Source organism: Sinorhizobium sp. P24N7 (assembly GCF_042436655.1).
GTDB classification, from domain to species: domain Bacteria; phylum Pseudomonadota; class Alphaproteobacteria; order Rhizobiales; family Rhizobiaceae; genus Sinorhizobium; species Sinorhizobium meliloti_A.
Map to the genome: position 1 here is coordinate 1 of NZ_JBHMIW010000017.1, position 18,102 is coordinate 18,102.

General features: G+C 61.1%; 22 protein-coding genes. All 22 read right to left on the reverse strand.

Annotation, left to right across the window (positions count from 1 at the left end; genetic code table 11):
* A partial coding sequence (locus ACFHWW_RS25995) for an efflux RND transporter permease subunit (RefSeq protein WP_379941705.1) occupies positions 1-1,408 on the reverse strand: 1,408 nt, incomplete at its 3' end.
* Entirely contained in the window at positions 1,405-2,832 is a 1,428-nt protein-coding gene (locus ACFHWW_RS26000; protein WP_379941708.1) for an efflux RND transporter periplasmic adaptor subunit, read from the reverse strand. The genes ACFHWW_RS25995 and ACFHWW_RS26000, both read right to left, overlap by 4 nt.
* On the reverse strand, positions 2,829-3,233 hold the full coding sequence (locus ACFHWW_RS26005; protein ID WP_379941710.1) for a FixH family protein: 405 nt from the start codon (positions 3,231-3,233) through the stop codon (positions 2,829-2,831). Before ACFHWW_RS26005 ends, ACFHWW_RS26000 begins: the two co-directional genes overlap by 4 nt.
* Before the next feature lie 112 nt (positions 3,234-3,345).
* Entirely contained in the window at positions 3,346-3,765 is a 420-nt protein-coding gene (locus tag ACFHWW_RS26010; protein WP_379941712.1) for a hypothetical protein, read from the reverse strand.
* Between the two features lie 614 nt (positions 3,766-4,379).
* On the reverse strand, positions 4,380-6,914 hold the full coding sequence (locus ACFHWW_RS26015; RefSeq protein WP_379941714.1) for an NAD-dependent epimerase/dehydratase family protein: 2,535 nt from the start codon (positions 6,912-6,914) through the stop codon (positions 4,380-4,382).
* 265 nt (positions 6,915-7,179) lie between these two features.
* Positions 7,180-7,518 carry a four-helix bundle copper-binding protein gene (locus tag ACFHWW_RS26020; protein WP_379941716.1) on the reverse strand — a complete coding sequence of 113 codons (339 nt, stop codon included), beginning with the start codon at positions 7,516-7,518 and terminating at the stop codon, positions 7,180-7,182.
* Positions 7,519-7,549: 31 nt separating this feature from the next.
* On the reverse strand, positions 7,550-7,888 hold the full coding sequence (locus ACFHWW_RS26025) for a DUF305 domain-containing protein (RefSeq protein WP_379941718.1): 339 nt from the start codon (positions 7,886-7,888) through the stop codon (positions 7,550-7,552).
* A gap of 550 nt (positions 7,889-8,438) precedes the next feature.
* On the reverse strand, positions 8,439-9,023 hold the full coding sequence (gene petA, locus ACFHWW_RS26030) for a ubiquinol-cytochrome c reductase iron-sulfur subunit (protein ID WP_379941720.1): 585 nt from the start codon (positions 9,021-9,023) through the stop codon (positions 8,439-8,441).
* 190 nt (positions 9,024-9,213) lie between these two features.
* A complete protein-coding gene (locus ACFHWW_RS26035) occupies positions 9,214-9,864 on the reverse strand; it encodes a methyltransferase family protein (RefSeq protein ID WP_379941722.1) in 651 nt (216 codons plus the stop codon).
* Between the two features lie 57 nt (positions 9,865-9,921).
* On the reverse strand, positions 9,922-10,500 hold the full coding sequence (locus tag ACFHWW_RS26040; RefSeq protein ID WP_379941724.1) for a hypothetical protein: 579 nt from the start codon (positions 10,498-10,500) through the stop codon (positions 9,922-9,924).
* Positions 10,501-10,608: 108 nt separating this feature from the next.
* On the reverse strand, positions 10,609-11,151 hold the full coding sequence (locus ACFHWW_RS26045; RefSeq protein ID WP_379941726.1) for a hypothetical protein: 543 nt from the start codon (positions 11,149-11,151) through the stop codon (positions 10,609-10,611).
* Between the two features lie 32 nt (positions 11,152-11,183).
* Positions 11,184-12,062 carry a WD40/YVTN/BNR-like repeat-containing protein gene (locus ACFHWW_RS26050; RefSeq protein WP_379941728.1) on the reverse strand — a complete coding sequence of 293 codons (879 nt, stop codon included), beginning with the start codon at positions 12,060-12,062 and terminating at the stop codon, positions 11,184-11,186.
* 26 nt (positions 12,063-12,088) lie between these two features.
* On the reverse strand, positions 12,089-12,805 hold the full coding sequence (locus tag ACFHWW_RS26055) for an SCO family protein (protein ID WP_379941730.1): 717 nt from the start codon (positions 12,803-12,805) through the stop codon (positions 12,089-12,091).
* A gap of 72 nt (positions 12,806-12,877) precedes the next feature.
* Positions 12,878-13,144 (reverse strand): hypothetical protein, encoded by a 267-nt coding sequence (locus tag ACFHWW_RS26060; RefSeq protein WP_379941732.1) that lies wholly within the window; start codon positions 13,142-13,144, stop codon positions 12,878-12,880.
* Positions 13,141-13,629, reverse strand: coding sequence for a hypothetical protein (locus ACFHWW_RS26065; RefSeq protein WP_379941734.1), 489 nt, complete (start codon positions 13,627-13,629; stop codon positions 13,141-13,143). Before ACFHWW_RS26065 ends, ACFHWW_RS26060 begins: the two co-directional genes overlap by 4 nt.
* The gene (locus ACFHWW_RS26070; RefSeq protein WP_379941737.1) at positions 13,626-13,934 is read right to left on the reverse strand and encodes a hypothetical protein; all 309 of its coding nucleotides are present in this window, start codon (positions 13,932-13,934) and stop codon (positions 13,626-13,628) included. The genes ACFHWW_RS26065 and ACFHWW_RS26070 overlap by 4 nt, the downstream gene beginning before the upstream one ends.
* Before the next feature lie 7 nt (positions 13,935-13,941).
* Complete coding sequence (locus ACFHWW_RS26075; protein ID WP_379941739.1) at positions 13,942-14,406, reverse strand: peroxiredoxin family protein; 465 nt, start codon at positions 14,404-14,406, stop codon at positions 13,942-13,944.
* Positions 14,407-14,563: 157 nt separating this feature from the next.
* Positions 14,564-15,475 (reverse strand): cytochrome c biogenesis CcdA family protein, encoded by a 912-nt coding sequence (locus ACFHWW_RS26080; protein WP_379941741.1) that lies wholly within the window; start codon positions 15,473-15,475, stop codon positions 14,564-14,566.
* 212 nt (positions 15,476-15,687) lie between these two features.
* Complete coding sequence (locus ACFHWW_RS26085; RefSeq protein ID WP_379941743.1) at positions 15,688-16,302, reverse strand: TlpA family protein disulfide reductase; 615 nt, start codon at positions 16,300-16,302, stop codon at positions 15,688-15,690.
* A 17-nt stretch (positions 16,303-16,319) separates the two neighbouring features.
* Positions 16,320-16,883 (reverse strand): DsbE family thiol:disulfide interchange protein, encoded by a 564-nt coding sequence (locus ACFHWW_RS26090; RefSeq protein WP_379941745.1) that lies wholly within the window; start codon positions 16,881-16,883, stop codon positions 16,320-16,322.
* A 199-nt stretch (positions 16,884-17,082) separates the two neighbouring features.
* A complete protein-coding gene (locus tag ACFHWW_RS26095; RefSeq protein ID WP_379941747.1) occupies positions 17,083-17,370 on the reverse strand; it encodes a hypothetical protein in 288 nt (95 codons plus the stop codon).
* Between the two features lie 187 nt (positions 17,371-17,557).
* Positions 17,558-17,908, reverse strand: a complete 351-nt coding sequence (locus ACFHWW_RS26100; protein WP_379941749.1) for a DUF2282 domain-containing protein — start codon at positions 17,906-17,908, stop codon at positions 17,558-17,560.
* Positions 17,909-18,102 lie beyond the last annotated feature (194 nt).

Consider the following 18,102-nt stretch of genomic DNA (forward strand, 5'->3'; position numbering starts at 1 on the left):
TGAAGGCGAGCGGTCCGAACAGCCGCCCTTCCTGAGACTCGAGCGTGAAGATCGGCAGGAACGAAACCGTGATGATCAGCAGGCTGAAGAACAGCGCCGGACCGACCTCGCTCGCCGCCTTGATCAGGACCTCGGTGCGGGATTTGTCAGGCGGAGCACGCTCCAGATGCTTGTGGGCGTTCTCGATCATGACGATCGCCGCATCGATCATCGCGCCGATGGCGATCGCGATGCCGCCGAGGCTCATGATGTTGGCTCCGATGCCGAGCGCGCGCATCGCGACGAAGGCCATCAGGATGCCGATCGGCAGCATGATGATCGCGACCAGAGCGCTGCGGACATGCAGCAGGAACGCGATCGTCACCAGGGCGACAACGATCGACTCCTCGACCAGAGTTCCCTTCAGCGTCTCGATCGCCGCCTTGATCAGCTCGGAGCGGTCGTAGACGGGAAGGATCTCCGTCCCCGCGGGCAGGCTCTCCTTGACGGCAGCGAGACTCTTCTTCGCACTGTCGATGACCGAAAGAGCGTTCTCCCCGACGCGCTGAAGCACGATGCCGCTCGCGACCTCACCCTCGCCGTTCAGCTCGGTGATGCCGCGCCGTTCGTCGGGGACAGTCTCCACGCGGGCGACATCGCCCAGGCGGAGCGGCGTGCCGCCCTCGGTCGCAAGCACGATGTTCTCGATATCCTTGATGCCTTGCAGATAGCCTCTGCCCCGGACCATGAACTCGAATTCGGAGATCTCGACCGTCCGCCCGCCGACGTCGCGGTTGCTCGCACGAACGGCGTCGGCGATCTGGTTCAGCGTGACGTTCTGGGCCCTCAGCCGGGCCGGGTCGACGACCACGGAATACTGCTTGACGAAGCCGCCGACGCTCGCGACCTCGGCGACGCCTTCTGACTTCGACGCCGCGAAGCGCACCACCCAGTCCTGCAGCGAGCGGAGTTCCGCAAGCGACAATTCCTTGGCGACCAGAGCGTACTGGTAGACCCAGCCGACACCCGTCGCGTCTGGTCCGAGGCTTGGCGAAACACCCTCCGGAAGACGACTGGCGGCGGCGTTCAGGTATTCAAGCACGCGGCTACGCGCCCAGTAGGGATCGGTCCCGTCCTCGAAGATCACGTAGACGAAGGAAACACCGAAGAACGAGAAGCCGCGGACCACCTTTGACCGTGGTACCGTCAGCATCGACGTCGTCAGCGGATAGGTGACCTGGTCTTCGACGACCTGCGGCGCTTGCCCCGGATAGTCGGTGAAGACGATGACCTGCACATCGGAAAGGTCGGGGATCGCGTCGAGCGGAAGCGTGCGAAGGGAATAGATGCCGGCGGCAATCGAGAGCGCCGCGCCGACGATGATCAGAACAAGGTTGCGAGCGGACCAGGCGATGATGTTCGCGATCATGGCGACACCTCATCGGCGGTCAGCGCATTCAACGCTGCATTGAGGTTGCTTTCAGCATCAAGCAGGAAGTTTGCCGAGACGACGATTCTCTCGCCGGCGTCGATCCCCTTGGTGATTTCCGTCTTATCTTCGCCGCGCATACCCAGAGACACATCCCTCGGCTCGAACCGTCCCTCGCCCTTGTCGACAAAGACGAGTTGGCGATCGCCGGTATCGATGACCGCGCTGTTCGGCACAGCGACAACCGGATCTGGCGCTCCGGAAGCGATCTCGACCTCCGCGTACATGTTGGCGAGTAGCAGCCCTTCCGAATTCGGCAGCTCGATCCGCACCTTGGCCGTTCGGGTCTGCGCCTGAAGTTCGGGATAGATGAGGTCTACAGTGCCCTGAAAAATCTTACCGGGCAGGTTTCGCACCCGGACGATTGCGCGAGCGCCTTTCCGGATGGCAGCAGCATCATATTCGGGAACGTCAGCGGTCACCCATATGCTCGAGGTGTCTGCGATCCGGAACAGAACGTCGCCGGCCTCCGCCATCATGCCGGTGGTGGCGCTGCGTTCGAGGACGACGCCGTCGCTCGGCGAGAGATAGGCGATGTTCCGGGGTACCGCGCGATCCTTGGCAATGACCCGAATTGCCTCTTCAGGCACGCCGAGATTTCGCAGCTGCCGTGCGCCGCCGACGTCGAGGCCCGGCTTGCCGCCGCCCCGCAGTTCAGTGGTGTATTCCGCTCCTGCCTTGGCGATCTCCTTCGAGTAGAATTGGAACAGGCTGTCCCCCTTCCCCACGCGGTCGCCGGTGGTGACGTCTGCGACGTCTTCGATGAATGCATCCGCCCGCATCGAGACGATCCGGATACGCCGCTCGTCGAAGGCGATCGTGCCGGGGACGCGCACGTTGCGGGAAACGACGGCCCGCTCGGCCGTCGCCGTCTTCACCCCGGTCCGCTGCAGCTTGCCCAGGGAGACCTTGACGACGCCGCTGTCCGCCTCGTCGCCTTCGTAGACCGGGATGTAATCCATCCCCATCGAGTCCTTTTTCGGCACCTTGGAAGTGTCCGGAAGGCCCATCGGGTTGCGGTAGTAGAGTATCTTCCGTACGCCGGAGGGCGGAGCGGATTCCGCCTTTTCGGCGACCGCCTTCACGGCCTCGAAAGAGACGTCTTCGCTTTGCCGAATCGCGACGAAGGCGCGACCGTCGGAGGCCTGTTTCGGCGTCGCGGAATATTCCGGTGTTCCGTCCGGGTGCCGATAATAGATGACCTTGCCCGTCGGCGTCGCCGCAGGCGGCATGGTTTCTCCGAGCGCGTGCCCGGAGAAGAGCTGGTTGAGGTTGGTGGCGAGGCCGCGTGTGCCAGCCACGTACCCTCCCCCGCCGGCGATGGCGAGGGAGCTGACGAGGAGCAGCAATTTGGACGTCTTCACGGCGTCGCCTGCAGAACCAGTTCGCCCTGGACCGTTTCGGTCTCGCCCTGGACCTTGGCCGCGAGCTTGAAGCGCCAGCCGCCTTCCATGCTGAGGTTCGTCTTGAACCGGTAGACGCCGGGTTCCGTGGAGGACATGGGCTCGACCGAGGTGGTCATCGCCTCCATGCCTTCCGGTGCCATGTCCAGGCGGGTTGTGAAGATCACCGCGTCGGACACGGGCTTTGCGGTCCGCCTGTCGACGAGGCGGACGGCGACCGTGGCTTCCGGCCCGTGGGCGACCTCGGACTGAACGAGCTGGAACTCGTAGTCCGTGGCAGCGGCGAACGATGTGGATGCGGTAGTCAGAGCAATGGCCAGAGAACCGAGGATAGCCCTTGCAGAAAGATAATTTGCGCTCATAAAAAATCTCGCCCAGGACGGGCGCGTGCGGCCGCGTCCTTTGAAAAACAACGATGGTCGGACGCACCCGGCTCGTAGAGCGGAGTGAGTCCCATGGATCAAATGGGTGAGATCAGGCTTTGGGAGGTCGTGCGGGCGGCTCTACGAGAGCCGACGGCAAATGGCTTTCCTGGAGAAAGCCATGCGACAGCTCGCGCGAAGTGCGGTTGACGCGCCAGCCCTCAGCCCTGTCCTCGTGTGCCAGGATGGTGGAGGAGCATATTAGCGCCAGGGGACATGCAGTTCCGCAAAGATTCTTTTGCGCTGGCTGTTCTTCCGGGCAATCAGACATGTCATTGACGCTGTCCACGTCCGGCATGGCTACCATCTGCATGTCCGAAGAAAGCGCCATGCCGGTGGCGGCCGCGCCCACGCTCACCGGACCGAGAACGATCCCGAGCAACGCGAACGCGAAAAGGAAACGCCGAAGCACAACCATGGCAATCATGGCGCATAAGCTGGCATAGACTGAGGCTGATTGGAAGCCGATCACGGAAAGTTGCGACTGACAGCCGCACTTACCCACCGGCGGCCCTGGCCGCCTCCGTGGACCACAATTCGGCCCAAGCTCTTGACGCTGCCATCGTTGGACGCCCTGCGATGCTGATGCCTACTGGAGCTGCGGCCCACGGAGCCGTGAGGAACGAACTCACGAAAAATCTATGGGCAATGGTCAGTTTAGGAGATTTGGGAGCAGCGATGCTACAGCTACCAACACCGCGCCCATAATCATCATGCCTAAAACAAAGTGAATTGAAGCACGACGCCCGACGGCAGGGCGCACTTTTCTTCGACCCCGACCGGGGCCGAAGTCCTGAATCACTACGCCTCTTCTAAAGCGCTTCTTCCTACCCGACATACTCTCCTCCCGAGTTCGGGCGGTGCTGAACATCGCGGGAGCACTCTCCTTCACCGATCAACTTGGGAGTTGACCTTGGCGCAAACTATCCGGTTTCGCTCACTCGGATGGTTAGCAGGATCAAATCTTAGCATCACTCGTGCACACCTGGTTGCATCCAGATGAGCAACAAGCCGCGCCAGCCGCAATTTCGCAATTTAAAGCGGCCGGTGCACACGGAGCGGCGCGATGGCCAATCTGCTCTACCCTCAGACGACATATCTATCCCAAGCGCCGTAGTGCTCAACACTGCGCCTGCCTCTCGGAAGATTAAGAAGAATCACAAGGATACCTGCAATGATACCGTTCCAAGTCGAGGCGGCGGTCGAGCCAGCGAGCAGCCATGGACTACCAATAAGCCACAGTCCAAACGGCAGGTTTAGGAACCGGAGCGGCCGCGCCACCTCCGCCATGGCGCTGACTGCAATCGTCAAGATCATCGCCCCCACCAGGTGATCGCTGTTTGCGATGGCCCCTGTTGTGCCAAACACCAGACGCGAAAACATGATCCAGACGCCGACAACGCTACTTGCGGCCAAAGTCCACGTGACGGTCACGCCACGTACCGCTGCGGCCGTCTGAGCAGAGAACGTGGCGGAAAAACCCGGATCGTTCTTGTCTGCTGTCCCACTCGGCTCTGGCCCTCCCTGGAAGAAAGTCCGCCAGAATGGTCGGCCTTCCCGGAAAGTGCGCAACATGTATTGGCCCATCGCCACCACCTCGTCGAGCGTCAGCGGGATCATGATCAACATCGCGAGCGCTGCGATAAGGCACAGCGTGCAATAGGTGCCGATCATGATCGGCTGGATTATTATGAAGAAGATGGAGACGCCACCAAGCGGTACGACTAGAATGAAGAAGAAGGTCACCATCCAGGGCATTGTGCGCCAGCGCGAGGCGGTGCCCATGGCGCCCATCAGGGTCTCTATCATGTAAGCCGAGGCGCCGAGCCCCGCGTCGGCAATCGGCCAAGCGCGTGAGACATCCGAGGTGATGATGAATTCGGTGCCGTTCTTGCCGCCGCCGCCTGAGAAGAACGGCTCCCAGGTTGTGCCGATATGGCCCAGCTGGTAGGCGGCCAGATAGCGTGCAATGAGAAAGCCCAAGAAGCCGAGCACGATGATCGGTAGCCGCTGAAGCCAGGACGATGGCGAATAGGTCCACCCGGGTGGGACGGTGCTCTCATCCATCATGCCTTCGTGACTCATTCCCGGCATCATTGGTACGAGCACCGAAAACGTGATCGCGAGGCCACCGACGATCGTGTCGTTCATGAGGGCTGCGGCACTCGGCGTCCAAAATAACAAGGGTGCAAACAGCAGCCACAGGCCGACAACCATCGTTCCCCACTGCGCCCATGAGAAACGCGGCGACAATGAGAGCGACCCGAACAGCATCAGAAGCAGCCCAGATGCGATTTCGCTCCAGCCGGTCAGCGCATTGCGCAGGGCTGGCTCCCAAAGACCTCGCTCCGTCGTTACATCGCGAACAGTCCCGGCCGCTGCAGGATCGAACAAGGCGAACTGCACAGGACTGGTCAGGAGCCAGGCGCCGAGAGCGATGACCAAAAAATGCGCCCAGAGCATGTGCTGAGCCATTCCGGCCATCTCCGACATATGCTCTGGTTTCATTTTCTTGTGATTTGCGTGAACCGCCTCGGCCCGCTCGCGCGCCTTCGATCCTTGATCGGCGACCTTGGCGGCATTGAGTTTGTTAGACCTGTACCAGCCAGGCGGGTCCGCCTTAAGCGCATCGATCATCGTCGGCAGCGTCTTGCGCAGCGAGTGCCGCGGCTCCCAACCGAGCAACTCGCGGGCACGGCTGATGTCGATGGCGTAGTGGTCGTCGGCGATATCGACCATCCAGGAACGAATAAAGGAATCTTCCCCGAGGACATCCTCCTGCACCCAGACGCCGGCCTTGGCGAGAGCCTTCGGCACCTCCCGCGTCTCCCAAGGCTCTCCATGAATTAGCTGCCCGATTTCGGCCTGTAACTCGCCGTAACCGATCACCTCCGGCTCCCCGAGAAGCAACGCCAGCTCGGAAGGAAGTTCTTTGCGCCGATCGATCAGCCGCGTCACTGCGTCCGTGAGGTCATTGAGATGGATGAATGATTGCCCAGTGCGCAAGTCGCCGGGATAAAGATGCCCCGTCGGATCCTCCTCGTAGATTCTTGCGATCTGATTGGCAAGGAAGGCGTTGCGACAAAGGTCATCATAAACACCTGCGGGCCGAAGATAGACAACGGGAATCGATCCGTGCTGCTCGTGTATCAGACGCTCGGCCTGGATTTTGGAGGCGCGGTAAGGCAGGTTTGACTCTAGCGGCGTGTCCTCGGTGATTACGTCACCCGGTCGACCGGCCTTGTGCGCTAGCATCGAACTCGCGAAGACGAATTGCTCGACCTCGAACGGCTGGAGCGCGCGCAGGAGCATTTCGGTGCCGCGCACCGTGATTTTTTCATAAAGCGGGTTCGGCTCACCAGTGAGATCGAAATAGGCTGCCAGGTGAATCACCGAGGCGATGCGGGTGCCATACGCGGTCCGCACGCGCTCTAATCCGGCCGCCACGGCGTCTTCAGACGTCAAGTCGATGCAAACGCACTCTGCCGCTGGCGGCGGCTGACGCGTTGCTGCCCTGTCAAGCCCAATAAGGGCGAAACGGCCGGCGAGGCTGTTAACCAGCGCCGATCCGATGTACCCGGTGCTGCCGGTCACAATGATGGTATCTATCTGTTCAGCCATTTCAATTCGCTCCTCAACGTAACTGAGAAGGCCCGCTTCCTCGAAGAACGAGCGGTCGAGAGAAGTGCTGACGACTGCAGAGCCGCACATGTGCGGATCGGTTCGGCAAAGAACTGTCGTTGAAGATCAAGGCCAGCAGCGTCGAGCAGCGCGTCGCTAGGCTCAAATGCCTTCGTACGAGCTGGCGCATTCCATTGCCTTGCAAGCCCCGAGCGTACTTGGGTGCTCGAGAGGATGGCGACTCATGCATCTCTCGAGGGTCTAGCTACGCAGCCACCCGACGGCAGCTCTCTGCACATCGGCGGCAGGCGTCGACACAGCTCTGCATATCGCCGATCCGCTCGCAATCATCGGCGCACTCGGTGCAGATTTCAGCGCATTCCCGGCAGACGTGCCTGTGATGATCCGAGCCGACCAGCATGAAATGTGCTGCCGTCCGGCAGATCTCCGCACAAGCCGAGATCAGCCTGAAGTGCTTGGGCTCCGTATGCTCCCCGCCCGTTTCCAGGCAGTGGTACATCGCCGTCGATAGGCATTCCTGGTAGCAGGCCAAGCACTCGGCGATGCAAGCTTTCATTTCGGGTGATTGATGACGATCATGCATTTGGGTTCTCCTTTCGACGGGCTGGGAAGGATCACTTGGCGTGTTTCTTGAGCCAGATGGTCATCTCCTCAATTTCCCTCTTCTTTGTGTCGATGATCTTCTCGGCAATCGACCTCGTCTCCTCGTCGTTGCCGTACTTCAGCTCGAGTTCCGACATGGCGATAGCGGCCGCGTGATGAGCGATCATGTCGCAGACGAATGCGATGTTGGGGTCCGCGTCCGTTCCGCCCGGCATCGCCATGTCGCCGCTTGCGGTTTTGGATTTGCAGGCTTCCGGCATTGTCATCTGGGCCAAGGCCGAAGTCGCAGCGCCGGAAAGTGTGATCGATCCGGCCGAAAACGCGACCGCAATCTTGAGCACGGTGTTCATGTCACGCTCCTGTTCGGGTGAGATCTTTCGATTCAGAAGAGCGTTCGCTTCGGCGGAGGGTAGAGCGCACGCACCAGGAGGAAGGGATTGGTCTCGTCGATATGCCGATTTCGTGGCTCGGCGGCTGCACGTGAGTGATTGCTTGAAGGCTCTGGGAGGGTGGGACAGCACTGCGTCTTTGTGCAGGACGGCCCGTTGTGCATGCCATCGGGAATGCCTTGGCCCGGCTGCGAAATCGACAAGCATTGGTGGTCCGCGTCGAAATAGGCTGCGGCCGCTACGTCGTGCATGTTGACGACAGCGATGCAGAGAACCGCGACTTGGATCAGATGTGAGATGCTTCTCAGAACGCACATGGAGGCGGCCCTTTAGCCTCCAAACCCACCGTGGCGGCGAAGGTTCCCGTACGAGCTGCAGGCAGATTTAAAGAACCGATCACCGCCTCAGTCCCGAGCGTTTCCGCCGCCAGGACAAGATGGCGTCCGGTCTTGGCGAGGCTCACCACAAGAACGAAAGCTACGGCATCGTGAAGTCGAGCACGGCCTCGGATTTACGCCGAACCCGCCGCCGCTTGCCCGATCCGCACGACCGTTTCGGAAACGAATTCGAAGGGTGGAATGGCGAGGTTCTCCGGTGCAGGCCCTTTGCGAATGCGGCCCGCCGTGTCGTAGTGCGAACCGTGGCAAGGGCAGAACCAGCCGCCGAAGTCACCTGCTTGTCCCAGAGGTACGCAGCCTAGGTGCGTGCAGACCCCGATCATCACGATCCAGTTCTCCCTGCCTTCTCCGGCAGATCGGGCCAGATCGGTCGCCGGCTGATCATCGGCAAGGTTGGCATTCCGCGCGACAGGATCTTTGAGTTCTTCAAGCGCGGTCGCATTCGCGTCTTCAATCTCCTTTGCGGTTCGGTTCCGAATGAAGACGGGGCGGCCACGCCATTTGACCGTCAACGACATACCTGGCTCGAGCGAAGCGATATCTACCTCAATGGAGGCCAGTGCAAGGGTCGATGCGTCGGGGCGCATCTGATCGATGAAGGGCCAAGTCGCAGCCCCGGCCCCCACGATCCCTGCCATAGTCGTCACCAGATAGAGAAAATCTCGCCGGGTAGGTTCGACCGTTTCGTTCATAGCCATGGAGATCTCTCCCGTACGTTATTGCGGATTATACCACGCTCTCGCCCCAGTGATCGCGGTGGCGATGGGCTCGCGTTCCCGTGGCCACCGTTGGTATTGGCCGCTGACCGGCGGACGATGAATTCCACCCGCCACCGCCTCTCGGTCATCGCCAGCAGTGCTTCGTTGGGGGCTCAAGCCAACCATTTGATCACCTTATCCTGCTTCCTGGCTCTGCCTGATCGGCCCGCGGCCAATGCGGGATGAACATCGGTACCCGCTGCCGATATTTTCGGTACTCTTCGCCAAACTGTTCGATAAGCAGGGCTTCCTCCCGGCGCGCCAGCCGCACGTAGAGCCAGACAATCACCGGTGCGAGCGCCAGCGTGAACACGGTCGGCCAGTGGATCAGCTGCCCGAGGACGACGAGAAAGATGCCAGTATACTGCGGGTGGCGGACGAGGCCGTAAACGCCATCGGTAACGAGGTCATGGCGGCGAAAATAGATCCTGACCCAACCCTTAATGATCAGAAGCAATCCGGCGGCGATGAATACGCTGCCTATCAGCATCTCGACCACAGCGCCGCCGCGTCCGTAGCCCAGCAGCGTGGCCCACAAATGGCCACTGGAATGCACGAGCGGAATGTCGATCGGCAGAAAGCTCGTCAGGAAGTAGATTGTCAGCGGAAAGCCATACATCTCGGCGTAGAGCGCGATGATGAAGGCTTGCACGACTCCGGCGCCGGCCCACTCGCGCCAACTCGACGGAGCCAGGAAATGATAGATTGCCCAGGCGCCCACAACGATCAGAAGCACCGCATAGGGCCAGAGCCGGATCCACTGTTCGTATCCAGGGTCCATTTTCGTGCCAGCCTGATTTCAATCCTCTGCTTGCGCTTTGGCAGAAGCGTGTTGCCGTTAGTGGACGTGCTCGCCGGCTCCGCCGCAGCCGTCGGACAAGTCCCAGACCTTGGCGATCTGCTCGCCGGTGAAACCGTGCTCACGGATCAGATATTTCGCGAGGCCGCCATAGACATGCCAGCGCCAGCACTGGCAACAGCAAGGCCCCTTTTCGTCGGAGTTCTCCATTGCGTAGTCATAGGCGGTCTGCTCCCGGGGAGAGAGCGTGTCGGCGTAATGTGGCAAGAGCTGTTGCGCGAGGCCGGCCGGAATGTCGTAGGGATCGGCCGGGACCATGGTGATGTGTTGGTACTTCCTAAGCCCCTTGACCTGTTCGATATAGCGATGCTCGTCCATCGGGCTGCAACAGGAGCCTTGCAGCTGCGCCGTCATCGGCATCTTGGTGATCGATTCCATGAACTGACGTGAACAGTTGCTGTTGCCGTTTTCGCTCAGATATCGGAAGCGCTGCCTGAGCGCGTCATCGCCGGCTTCTTCGGCCGCAAGACCCCCTTGCGGAAGCGAAACCGCTTCCAGGAGCACGATCACGATTGCCGCTCCGGTGATCATTCGCTGCGAACGCAATTTTCGGGTCATGCGGAAATCCTCCTCAGCCGATTTTTCGTGAGATGGGGAACTGCGATCAGCCAGAACGAGAAAGTCGTCATGGTTCCCGTCATCGTTGCGACGAGGCCGGCACCTGGCTTAAACATCGTTTTGCCTCCGATCGGGAATGAATGGCGAGGTTGTGGCGCTTGGTTTCCTAACGATACGACTGGACCGGCGCGCCCACCAAAAGCCGGCCAAGGGAATGACGATCCACTGCGCGAGGGGCGAAAGGCCGGCATTGATTCCCGGTATGACGGGCATCAGCTCCGAATAGGCCCAGCTCGCCCGCACGGCGGTGTTTAGCCATTCGGAGAAAATCGTGTAGCCAAGCCCGAAGGTCATGGCGAGCGCAGCCGTCGCCTTGTAGCGTCGTGCGGGCCATGCCCCATCCCCGATCAGTAAAAGCGCTAGCACGAGCGAGGAGAGCGCGATCAGAATATCGCCGCCGGTGCAATGCACCACGGCAAAGATCATGTCACCCGCCGTACCCTCCTGCCAGAGTGTGTAGAGGGGCAGGTGCAGCATCTCCCACACGAGATTGCCGCCCGACACGAACAGCAGATAGCGCCGCAAAGTCGGTAGCCAGAGGTCCGGAGAGCGCGAGAAATCCGGCGAGAGGTGAGTGTCAAAGCTGCTCATCACTACGATTCCTCCGCTCCGCGGCCTTCACCTTACGAACTCAAGGCGGTCCAGCTTTTTCCGCCATCGGTGCTGGTCAGAATCTTGCTCTTCTCGCTGACCGCGAACATGCGCTGCGGATTGCCGGGATCGAACGCCATATGGAGCAGGATCTGCTCCCCGAAACTGTTGGCAACTGGCTGCAAGGCAAGCGCCGTGGCCGGCGCCTTCAGCAGGCCGGAACCCAGAACAAACGTGTAGACGGTGCCGTCCGGAGCCGTGTCGACCATGCTTGCCGGCTGCCCCTCCCCCCCGGCGGCCTTCCAGTTCTTGCCACCGTCGAAGCTGGCCATCAGCCCATTCCGGGTCGCCGCATAGACGATGTCCGGATTGACGGCCGAGGCTGCGAGATCGAACACGTCAGCGGGCGGCGATCCGGCAACCTCCCAGCTTTTGCCGCTGTCCCGGCTGACCTGCACGCTGCCGTAAAGGCCGTAGACGACGTTGGGATCGGCCGCGCTAACATCCATGGCATGGAAATCGACCGGGCCCTCAACGCCGTCTGCCAACGGTTGCCAGTTCCGAGCGCCGTCTTTCGACACGATCACGCCCATGTTGCCGCCGTCGGCCGGATGTCCGCTCGCCAAGAATGTCGCGGTCTCGCTCGGGTGCGGCGAAAACCCCATGTAATCGTTCTCGTTGTCGGAGATCCGTTCCGCGGTGCCGTCGGGGAAGGTCAGCCAAACGCCATAATGGGTGGCGAGATAGAGGCGCTGCGGGTCGGCCGGATCGACTGCAATCCCGTGAATATGGGAGACCTTGGCGAGGGGAACGCGCTCTCCGGCCTGGCTCGGCTGCGCAGTGCTGCCGACAGCGACGGCCAGCGCCGCCAGCATACCGGCGATGATCAATGGGTTCTTGCGACGGTTCATGTGAAAATCCTCAATTGTTGTTGGCGTCAGTAGCCTTCGGGAAGGAACGAGCGGACCCGCTCCCAAAGCGAAGGAGGCTCGGGCTCCTTGTGCGGCGCATTCGCGTTCGTCATCGCGTTGATAAACACAACCAAGTTCATAGGTTCGAAGCCGAGACCGTGGAAGTTGGCCACCCACCGTCCATTCTGATCGACGATGTGGGTGACGACACTGTGGATCTGCATCTCGTCCTTCGTCACGATGAATTCGTGGCCGAATCTTTCCGCGAGCTTGCGGGTGGTGTCCTCGGGCTTGCTCGCACCACTTGTGAGAAAGACCCAGTTCGTTGACGGATCGAGGCCATGAACCGGACCGTAATCTTTCAGCACGTCACGCGTGTCGCGCTTTGGGTCCGTCGTGATCGTAACGAACTGAACCCGGTCCTTCATCGGCGTGATGTTGACCATCCTCTGGATCTCGCCGATCCGGTCGGCATGCAGCGGGCAGACATCCGGGCAGCCGGCGTAGATGAAGTGCAGGACGACGACCTTGCCCCTAAGATCTTCGAGCCGCATCGGCTTCCCGGACGCGTCTTGAAGCGCAAAATCCGGTGCAGGCTCGTCCTTGATCTGGAAGTATTTCTCCTTGTCGAAGAGGTCCTGCTGCACGTCCTTGAGCGAGTGCGCCGAGGCCACCGCTGGGGCCAAGGCGACCGCGGCAATGACGACGGTGATTGCAGCAAACAGACATGTCAGAGATTTCATTGCGTTCTCCTTGGCCCCAGGAGTTCGGGGAAACGGGCCCGCATGCCGGCCGGCCCGCTTCCCTCCGTGCGATTACCCTTTCTTGTCGGGCTCCTTGCCCTCTTCGGAAGGCATGTTCGGCGTCATGGTCTGCATCATCTTTGTGCAGGCGCCCATCATCTCATTCATCTGGGTCATCATGTTCATCATCGGCATCATGCCGCCTTGCATCATCTGCTGATTGCCTTGCGATTGATCCGGCTGCCTGGTGTCCGCCTCACCCTGGGCAAAGGCGATCGAGGCGAGGGCAAGCCCTGCAGCAGCGGCTGCAGCGGCGATTGCTTTCGACATCTTGCTCATTCGAATTTCTCCTTTTCCTGAACGGCGGTTGCACCGGATTGTCCGGTGGCTTGGGGTTGATCGACGTTGGGGTCGTCGGCCGAGTACAATCTGGCTTGAGACGGGTTTGCGGTAGCCATGGGATCCGCCGGCCCGTCAGCCAACTTGCGCGCTGTCATCGTAGCGATCTTGTCGTCGACCGGCTGCGGCTTCGAGCAGCAATTTGCTTCGCCGCTGTTGAGGTTAGCGCCGCTTGCTTCGCCTTGGTTCGAATTGGAGCCGGTGCGCATCGCGCAATAGCCGAGCGCGCACATGATGGCGCAGGGTGCGAGCGCGATGAGGATAGGGGCGATCCCCGCCACCACCAGCCAAGGCCAGCCGATCCAAAGCGCAGGGACAGCTACGGCGACAGCCGCGGCTATCAGGCCGCGCCTGCCACGGAGCTGGTAACGGATGTAATTGCCGATATCCCGGCTCAAAGAGTTCTCTGGTACAGAAGTGCTCATCGATAGGTCCTTTCCGGTTTGGTTGACGCCGTTGCTGTGCGGCGAGTTGACAATCTTCTTTCAATCTCCTTCCGAATCTTCCGCTCGGAGGGGCGTCCGTAGCTGAACGGCTCACCTCCGATGAGGATGCCGGGCGGGAACAGAACGCCACCGCTGGCGGCAAGCTCCCGGCCTTCGGGCGAGTTCACATCCATTATCCTGACAGACAGTGGGAACTCCCCCGCCAGCTGCTGGAAGAGGTTCTTGGCATCGTCGCAGAACCCGCAATTGGCTTGCGTCAGTATCAGAACGTCGATTCCAGGCATCGGCGTCTCACTCCTTCCCAAGCCCGCGCCGGATATCCGCGACGAGGTTCGCGGCCGGCAGGAACATCGTGTAGTCGGGTGCGCCGCCGTAATCGGCGCGCCACTGAATGCGGCCGTTCGGCCCGACAAGGATGAAGGAGTGTCCGTTGCGAGACTCGCCCATCATCCCGTACATGTTCGTGCTGTAGCTGCGCGAGACCGACAGGTCGGGATCGGAATAGACGGGCGTTTTGATGCCGTCTGCGGCCCGCTTTTGCTGCAGCAATTCCGCCGGGTCGGTCGTAATGCTGACAATCTGGTTGATTCCGAGGGCACGGAATTCATCCAGATTGCCTTCGATGTCCTCGATCTGATCCCAGCATGGCTGGCACATCAGTCCCTCCTGGAAATACAGGAGCACCGTCTTGCCGCGCTGGGCGGCGAGGTCGAACGTGCCAGTCGCCTGCGAGCCCAGCAGGATCGGCGGCGCCATTTCGCCAGGTCCAGGATCCCCGACCTCGAACCTGAACCTGCCGGCCTCCGATCGGGTGCTGTTCCAATAGATGGCCGCCAGGACGACGACGGCGGCGCCGACGATGGCAATCATTTTCTTGGATACGCGCGAAGCCGGACGCTTTACGGTCGAGGGCTTACTTCTGGTAGGTTTCACGTAATTGGTTACCGTCATCATCAACTCCTGACATGTCGATTTGTTGCTGTAGGTGATTGGATTCACGGGCCGGCGAGGCTGCGCTCAGTTGCGCAAGCGCTTGCCGCAGGAGGAGCGCCGCCGAGCTCAGCAGGAGGACGGCTCCGGCCCAATTGGGCAACCATGAGAGCCAGCCGGTGACAGCGCGGCCGGACTGCTGCAGCCAGAAGGTCACCCTGATCTGCCAATCGCTCGTTGCCGGCATGGCGTCGTAGGCCAGGCCCACCCACACCGTCGCGGCACCCATTCCGGCCAGAAGCAGGCCGCTTGCCAGCGCGGACCCGGAAATCGTGCGGGCGAAAGAGCCGATCCGCCAAGTGAACCGTCTTTGGCGAAAGAGCCAGCTGGATCGCCAGTCGATGCGGTCCCAGAGCACCGAAATCATAAACAGAGGCGCCACCATTCCGAACACGTAGGCGACACCCAGTCCAAGGGCGACCGTGAAGGATTGTGCGACGCTTGACAGCGCAATGACGCCCGCCAGCACCGGCGCGCAGCAGGAACTCGCCACGCCGGAGAAGACGCCCAACGAATAGACGCTGAGTGCGCCCTTTCGGCCGCCCGCGCGCCGGCCCGGCATTGGCAGATGCATCTCGCCGCCGGCAAGCGCGTAGAGACCCATTGCCCCCATCACCAATCCGGCCGACGTGTAGACCAGACTGTGTTGAGTGACGAAGAGCTGGCGAAGCGCGGACGCTCCCATCGCGAGCGGCATCACGATCGTAGCGATGCCAGCCGCAAACAGCAGGGTCATCCCGACCAAAACGCCGCGATTGCGAAACGAATTGGCGAAATACGCAGGCAGCATGACCGAGATGCAGCAGGGTGCAAACAGAGCGATCATCCCCGCCATGAAAGCGGCAATCGCGGACCCTCCGAAAAAGATGCTGCTATCCATGTCGTCTCTTCCAATTCAAGCGAGTGATTGCGGGAGTGAATTGGCCGGCTTGCGGCGCCTGCGGGCCTGTCGCCTGATGGGCTCCGATTGCCACGCCACCTGGGAGCGGAAGGAGCCGATGCTTGTTCGATTTTTTCATCTTCGGTTTCCTGTTTCCAAAAAAAGTTTCAGTCGACCGTGCCGGCCGCCTGCTTCAGCTGCTGCTGGATGACGCTGACGAGCTCCGAGTTGTCCCATGCCGCCTCGCCGGCAAGACGTCCGGCTTCCAGGCCCTCTGGATTGATCAGCAGGGTTGTCGGTATGCCGAGGGCACCAAGCCGGTAAGGGGCCTTTCCCGAGGCATCGACGTAGATGCCGAGAGACTTGAGCCCGAGTTCCGCATAGAAGGCCTTGACCTTGGGGAGCCCGTCCCGGTCGATCGAAAGCGGCACGACCTCGAAGTCGGGACCGCCGAGCTTTGCCTGAAGCCGGTCGAGCGCCGGCATTTCCCTGCGGCACGGCACGCACCAGGTGGCCCAGATGTTGAGCAGGATCGTCCGGCCACGGAAATCCGCCAGCGACAGTTCTTTCCCGTCGCCGTCGACAAAGTGTAGTTCCGGTACCGGCTGCGGGGTCTCGTGCATCACGAAGGCGCGGCTCGCCGCGCTGGGTGCAGACGGAGCCGGCTTTGCAACCTGGCTTTCTTCCGCCTGAATAGCCGTAAACGGGTGATAAGGGCGAAAGACGACGAGGCCCGCGGCAGCGAGCGCGAGGACAACAACGGCAGCGGTTGTGACACGCATGGCAGCCACCTCCGTTCTCATTTCCTGAGCTCCGCAATCAACGGAGCGAGTCGCTCGCGGTAAACCTCAGGCGTGACAGCCCCGACATGCTTGAAGGCGATCCGGCCGTGCCGGTCGACCACAAAGGTCTCCGGCACGCCGTAGACGCCCCAATCGATCGACACCCGGCCATTGAGGTCCGCCCCTGTCCGGGTGTAGGGATCGCCCATGCCGTCGAGCCATTTTGCCGCGTCGTGCGGCCGATCCTTGTAGTTGATCCCGTGGATGGGCACGGCACCGATCCTCTTGAGTTCCATGAAGACCGGGTGCTCCTCGCGGCAGGCAGTGCACCAGGACGCAAAGACATTGACGAGCGACACCTCGCCCTTGAGGTCGGCGCTCGAGAGGCCAAGGCTGCGGCCCTGCACCGGCGGCAGGCTGAAATCCGGAACCTGCTTGCCGATCAAGGCTGAGGGAATGACCTGGGCGTTGCGGCTCAGACCCCATCCGAGCATCACCGCTAGTCCTGCAAAGATCCCGAGCGGCAGCAGCATCACCGTGCGGCGAAGCCAGAGAGACTGCGTCTCGCTAGAATCTTCCATCGCTCCCGAAGGGGATGATGGGGGGCTCGCATCAAAGCGAGCTGTTTGAGAATTGGAAGACATCCCATCCTCGCTGACTGGATTGTTTCCTCGCACAGGCAGAGCTGTGACGGATGCGGTCCAAAGCGTTCAGCACGCGAAGCGGCGCTCGCCCGGACACGAACGGGACAATCACCAGCGTCGAGCGGCGAGGCCCGTCTTAAGCGAGGATGTCAGATCTGGGGGGGAAGGGATCAGGCGCCCCTCGAATGCCGCTGATGTTTTCAGCGTAAGGGGCATAGGGTACGGTCTCGCTTTGCGCGAAGAAGCCGACGGTGCCAGGGATCACGCCGAGCGTGCAGCCTACCACAGCGGAACACGGCATCATGGCCATGTCTTGATCGCCGCATTGATCGCAGCCGCCCGGCATTTTCTGGTCCGTCATCGTCTGGCTCGCCAAGGTCTCAATGGCGATTGGATCGATATCCCCCGCCTGAGCCGTGGTCATAGGTGTCCCCGCCCCGAAAACGAGGAGCAGCAAGGCAGCCAAGAGACAACGAACTGTTTTCATCACAACCCAATCTAGGGGATTGGCACTCAATTTTCAATCTGCGTTCGAGAGACCGATCGTCACATCGGCGACCGCAGTCTCCACCAGGCTCGCTTTCCCTCGGCTCGCCCAGTCGATCACGGCGTTATGACGGCACGTCACGCGTCAGCGGCTCGGTCGAACCCTTGCGATCGCCGGGCAGTTGCATCGTGGTGCAGGTGCCGCCGTCAACGAACTTCCAGGCATTGCCCTGGTAGTCGACTGTCGAGGTGGCCTGGCAGGTTGTGCCGGGACCGGCCGCACAGTCGTTCTGGCCCTTCAGCGCAACGCCGTAGCACTTCTCCTTGCCCTGGGCGGCCATTTCGGCGCCCATCTTTTTCATCTCCTCCTCGGTCATTTTCATCTGTTGAGCAGTTACCGGTATCGCCCAGGATGCGAGCGCGGCCGCGACGGCGCTCGCCAGCACGACCGAACTCACGGTCGATCTTGTCGACATGTCGTCTTCTCCTGTTGAGTTGTTGCTCAAGCGCGCCGGTTTTCAGGCGTGCGATGCTTAGTTCGGTCTGCGGGCGCCACTTGTTACGGTCTCTGGCCACACAAATTCGTGATCGGCATATTTCCGCCATTGCCCCTTGACCTTACCACCGTTGGAAGCTTTATTTTTTCTGCGATCAATCGACAGGAGCAAAG

What these genes read in the sequence shown, in the direction of transcription:
- ACFHWW_RS26040 (WP_379941724.1), bottom strand. Translation starts at nt 10,500, where the DNA reads ATGACCCGAAAATTGCGTTCGCAGCGAATGATCACCGGAGCGGCAATC.
- ACFHWW_RS26045 (WP_379941726.1), bottom strand. Translation starts at nt 11,151, where the DNA reads ATGAGCAGCTTTGACACTCACCTCTCGCCGGATTTCTCGCGCTCTCCG.
- ACFHWW_RS26070 (WP_379941737.1), bottom strand. Translation starts at nt 13,934, where the DNA reads ATGCCTGGAATCGACGTTCTGATACTGACGCAAGCCAATTGCGGGTTC.
- ACFHWW_RS26055 (WP_379941730.1), bottom strand. Translation starts at nt 12,805, where the DNA reads ATGAAATCTCTGACATGTCTGTTTGCTGCAATCACCGTCGTCATTGCC.
- petA (WP_379941720.1), bottom strand. Translation starts at nt 9,023, where the DNA reads ATGGCTATGAACGAAACGGTCGAACCTACCCGGCGAGATTTTCTCTAT.
- ACFHWW_RS26065 (WP_379941734.1), bottom strand. Translation starts at nt 13,629, where the DNA reads ATGAGCACTTCTGTACCAGAGAACTCTTTGAGCCGGGATATCGGCAAT.
- ACFHWW_RS26080 (WP_379941741.1), bottom strand. Translation starts at nt 15,475, where the DNA reads ATGGCGGGGATGATCGCTCTGTTTGCACCCTGCTGCATCTCGGTCATG.
- ACFHWW_RS26005 (WP_379941710.1), bottom strand. Translation starts at nt 3,233, where the DNA reads ATGAGCGCAAATTATCTTTCTGCAAGGGCTATCCTCGGTTCTCTGGCC.
- ACFHWW_RS26090 (WP_379941745.1), bottom strand. Translation starts at nt 16,883, where the DNA reads ATGGAAGATTCTAGCGAGACGCAGTCTCTCTGGCTTCGCCGCACGGTG.
- ACFHWW_RS26075 (WP_379941739.1), bottom strand. Translation starts at nt 14,406, where the DNA reads ATGGCGCCGCCGATCCTGCTGGGCTCGCAGGCGACTGGCACGTTCGAC.
- ACFHWW_RS26095 (WP_379941747.1), bottom strand. Translation starts at nt 17,370, where the DNA reads ATGACCACGGCTCAGGCGGGGGATATCGATCCAATCGCCATTGAGACC.
- ACFHWW_RS26020 (WP_379941716.1), bottom strand. Translation starts at nt 7,518, where the DNA reads ATGCATGATCGTCATCAATCACCCGAAATGAAAGCTTGCATCGCCGAG.
- ACFHWW_RS26060 (WP_379941732.1), bottom strand. Translation starts at nt 13,144, where the DNA reads ATGAGCAAGATGTCGAAAGCAATCGCCGCTGCAGCCGCTGCTGCAGGG.
- ACFHWW_RS26100 (WP_379941749.1), bottom strand. Translation starts at nt 17,908, where the DNA reads ATGTCGACAAGATCGACCGTGAGTTCGGTCGTGCTGGCGAGCGCCGTC.
- ACFHWW_RS26085 (WP_379941743.1), bottom strand. Translation starts at nt 16,302, where the DNA reads ATGCGTGTCACAACCGCTGCCGTTGTTGTCCTCGCGCTCGCTGCCGCG.
- ACFHWW_RS26035 (WP_379941722.1), bottom strand. Translation starts at nt 9,864, where the DNA reads ATGGACCCTGGATACGAACAGTGGATCCGGCTCTGGCCCTATGCGGTG.
- ACFHWW_RS26050 (WP_379941728.1), bottom strand. Translation starts at nt 12,062, where the DNA reads ATGAACCGTCGCAAGAACCCATTGATCATCGCCGGTATGCTGGCGGCG.
- ACFHWW_RS26025 (WP_379941718.1), bottom strand. Translation starts at nt 7,888, where the DNA reads ATGAACACCGTGCTCAAGATTGCGGTCGCGTTTTCGGCCGGATCGATC.
- ACFHWW_RS26015 (WP_379941714.1), bottom strand. Translation starts at nt 6,914, where the DNA reads ATGGCTGAACAGATAGATACCATCATTGTGACCGGCAGCACCGGGTAC.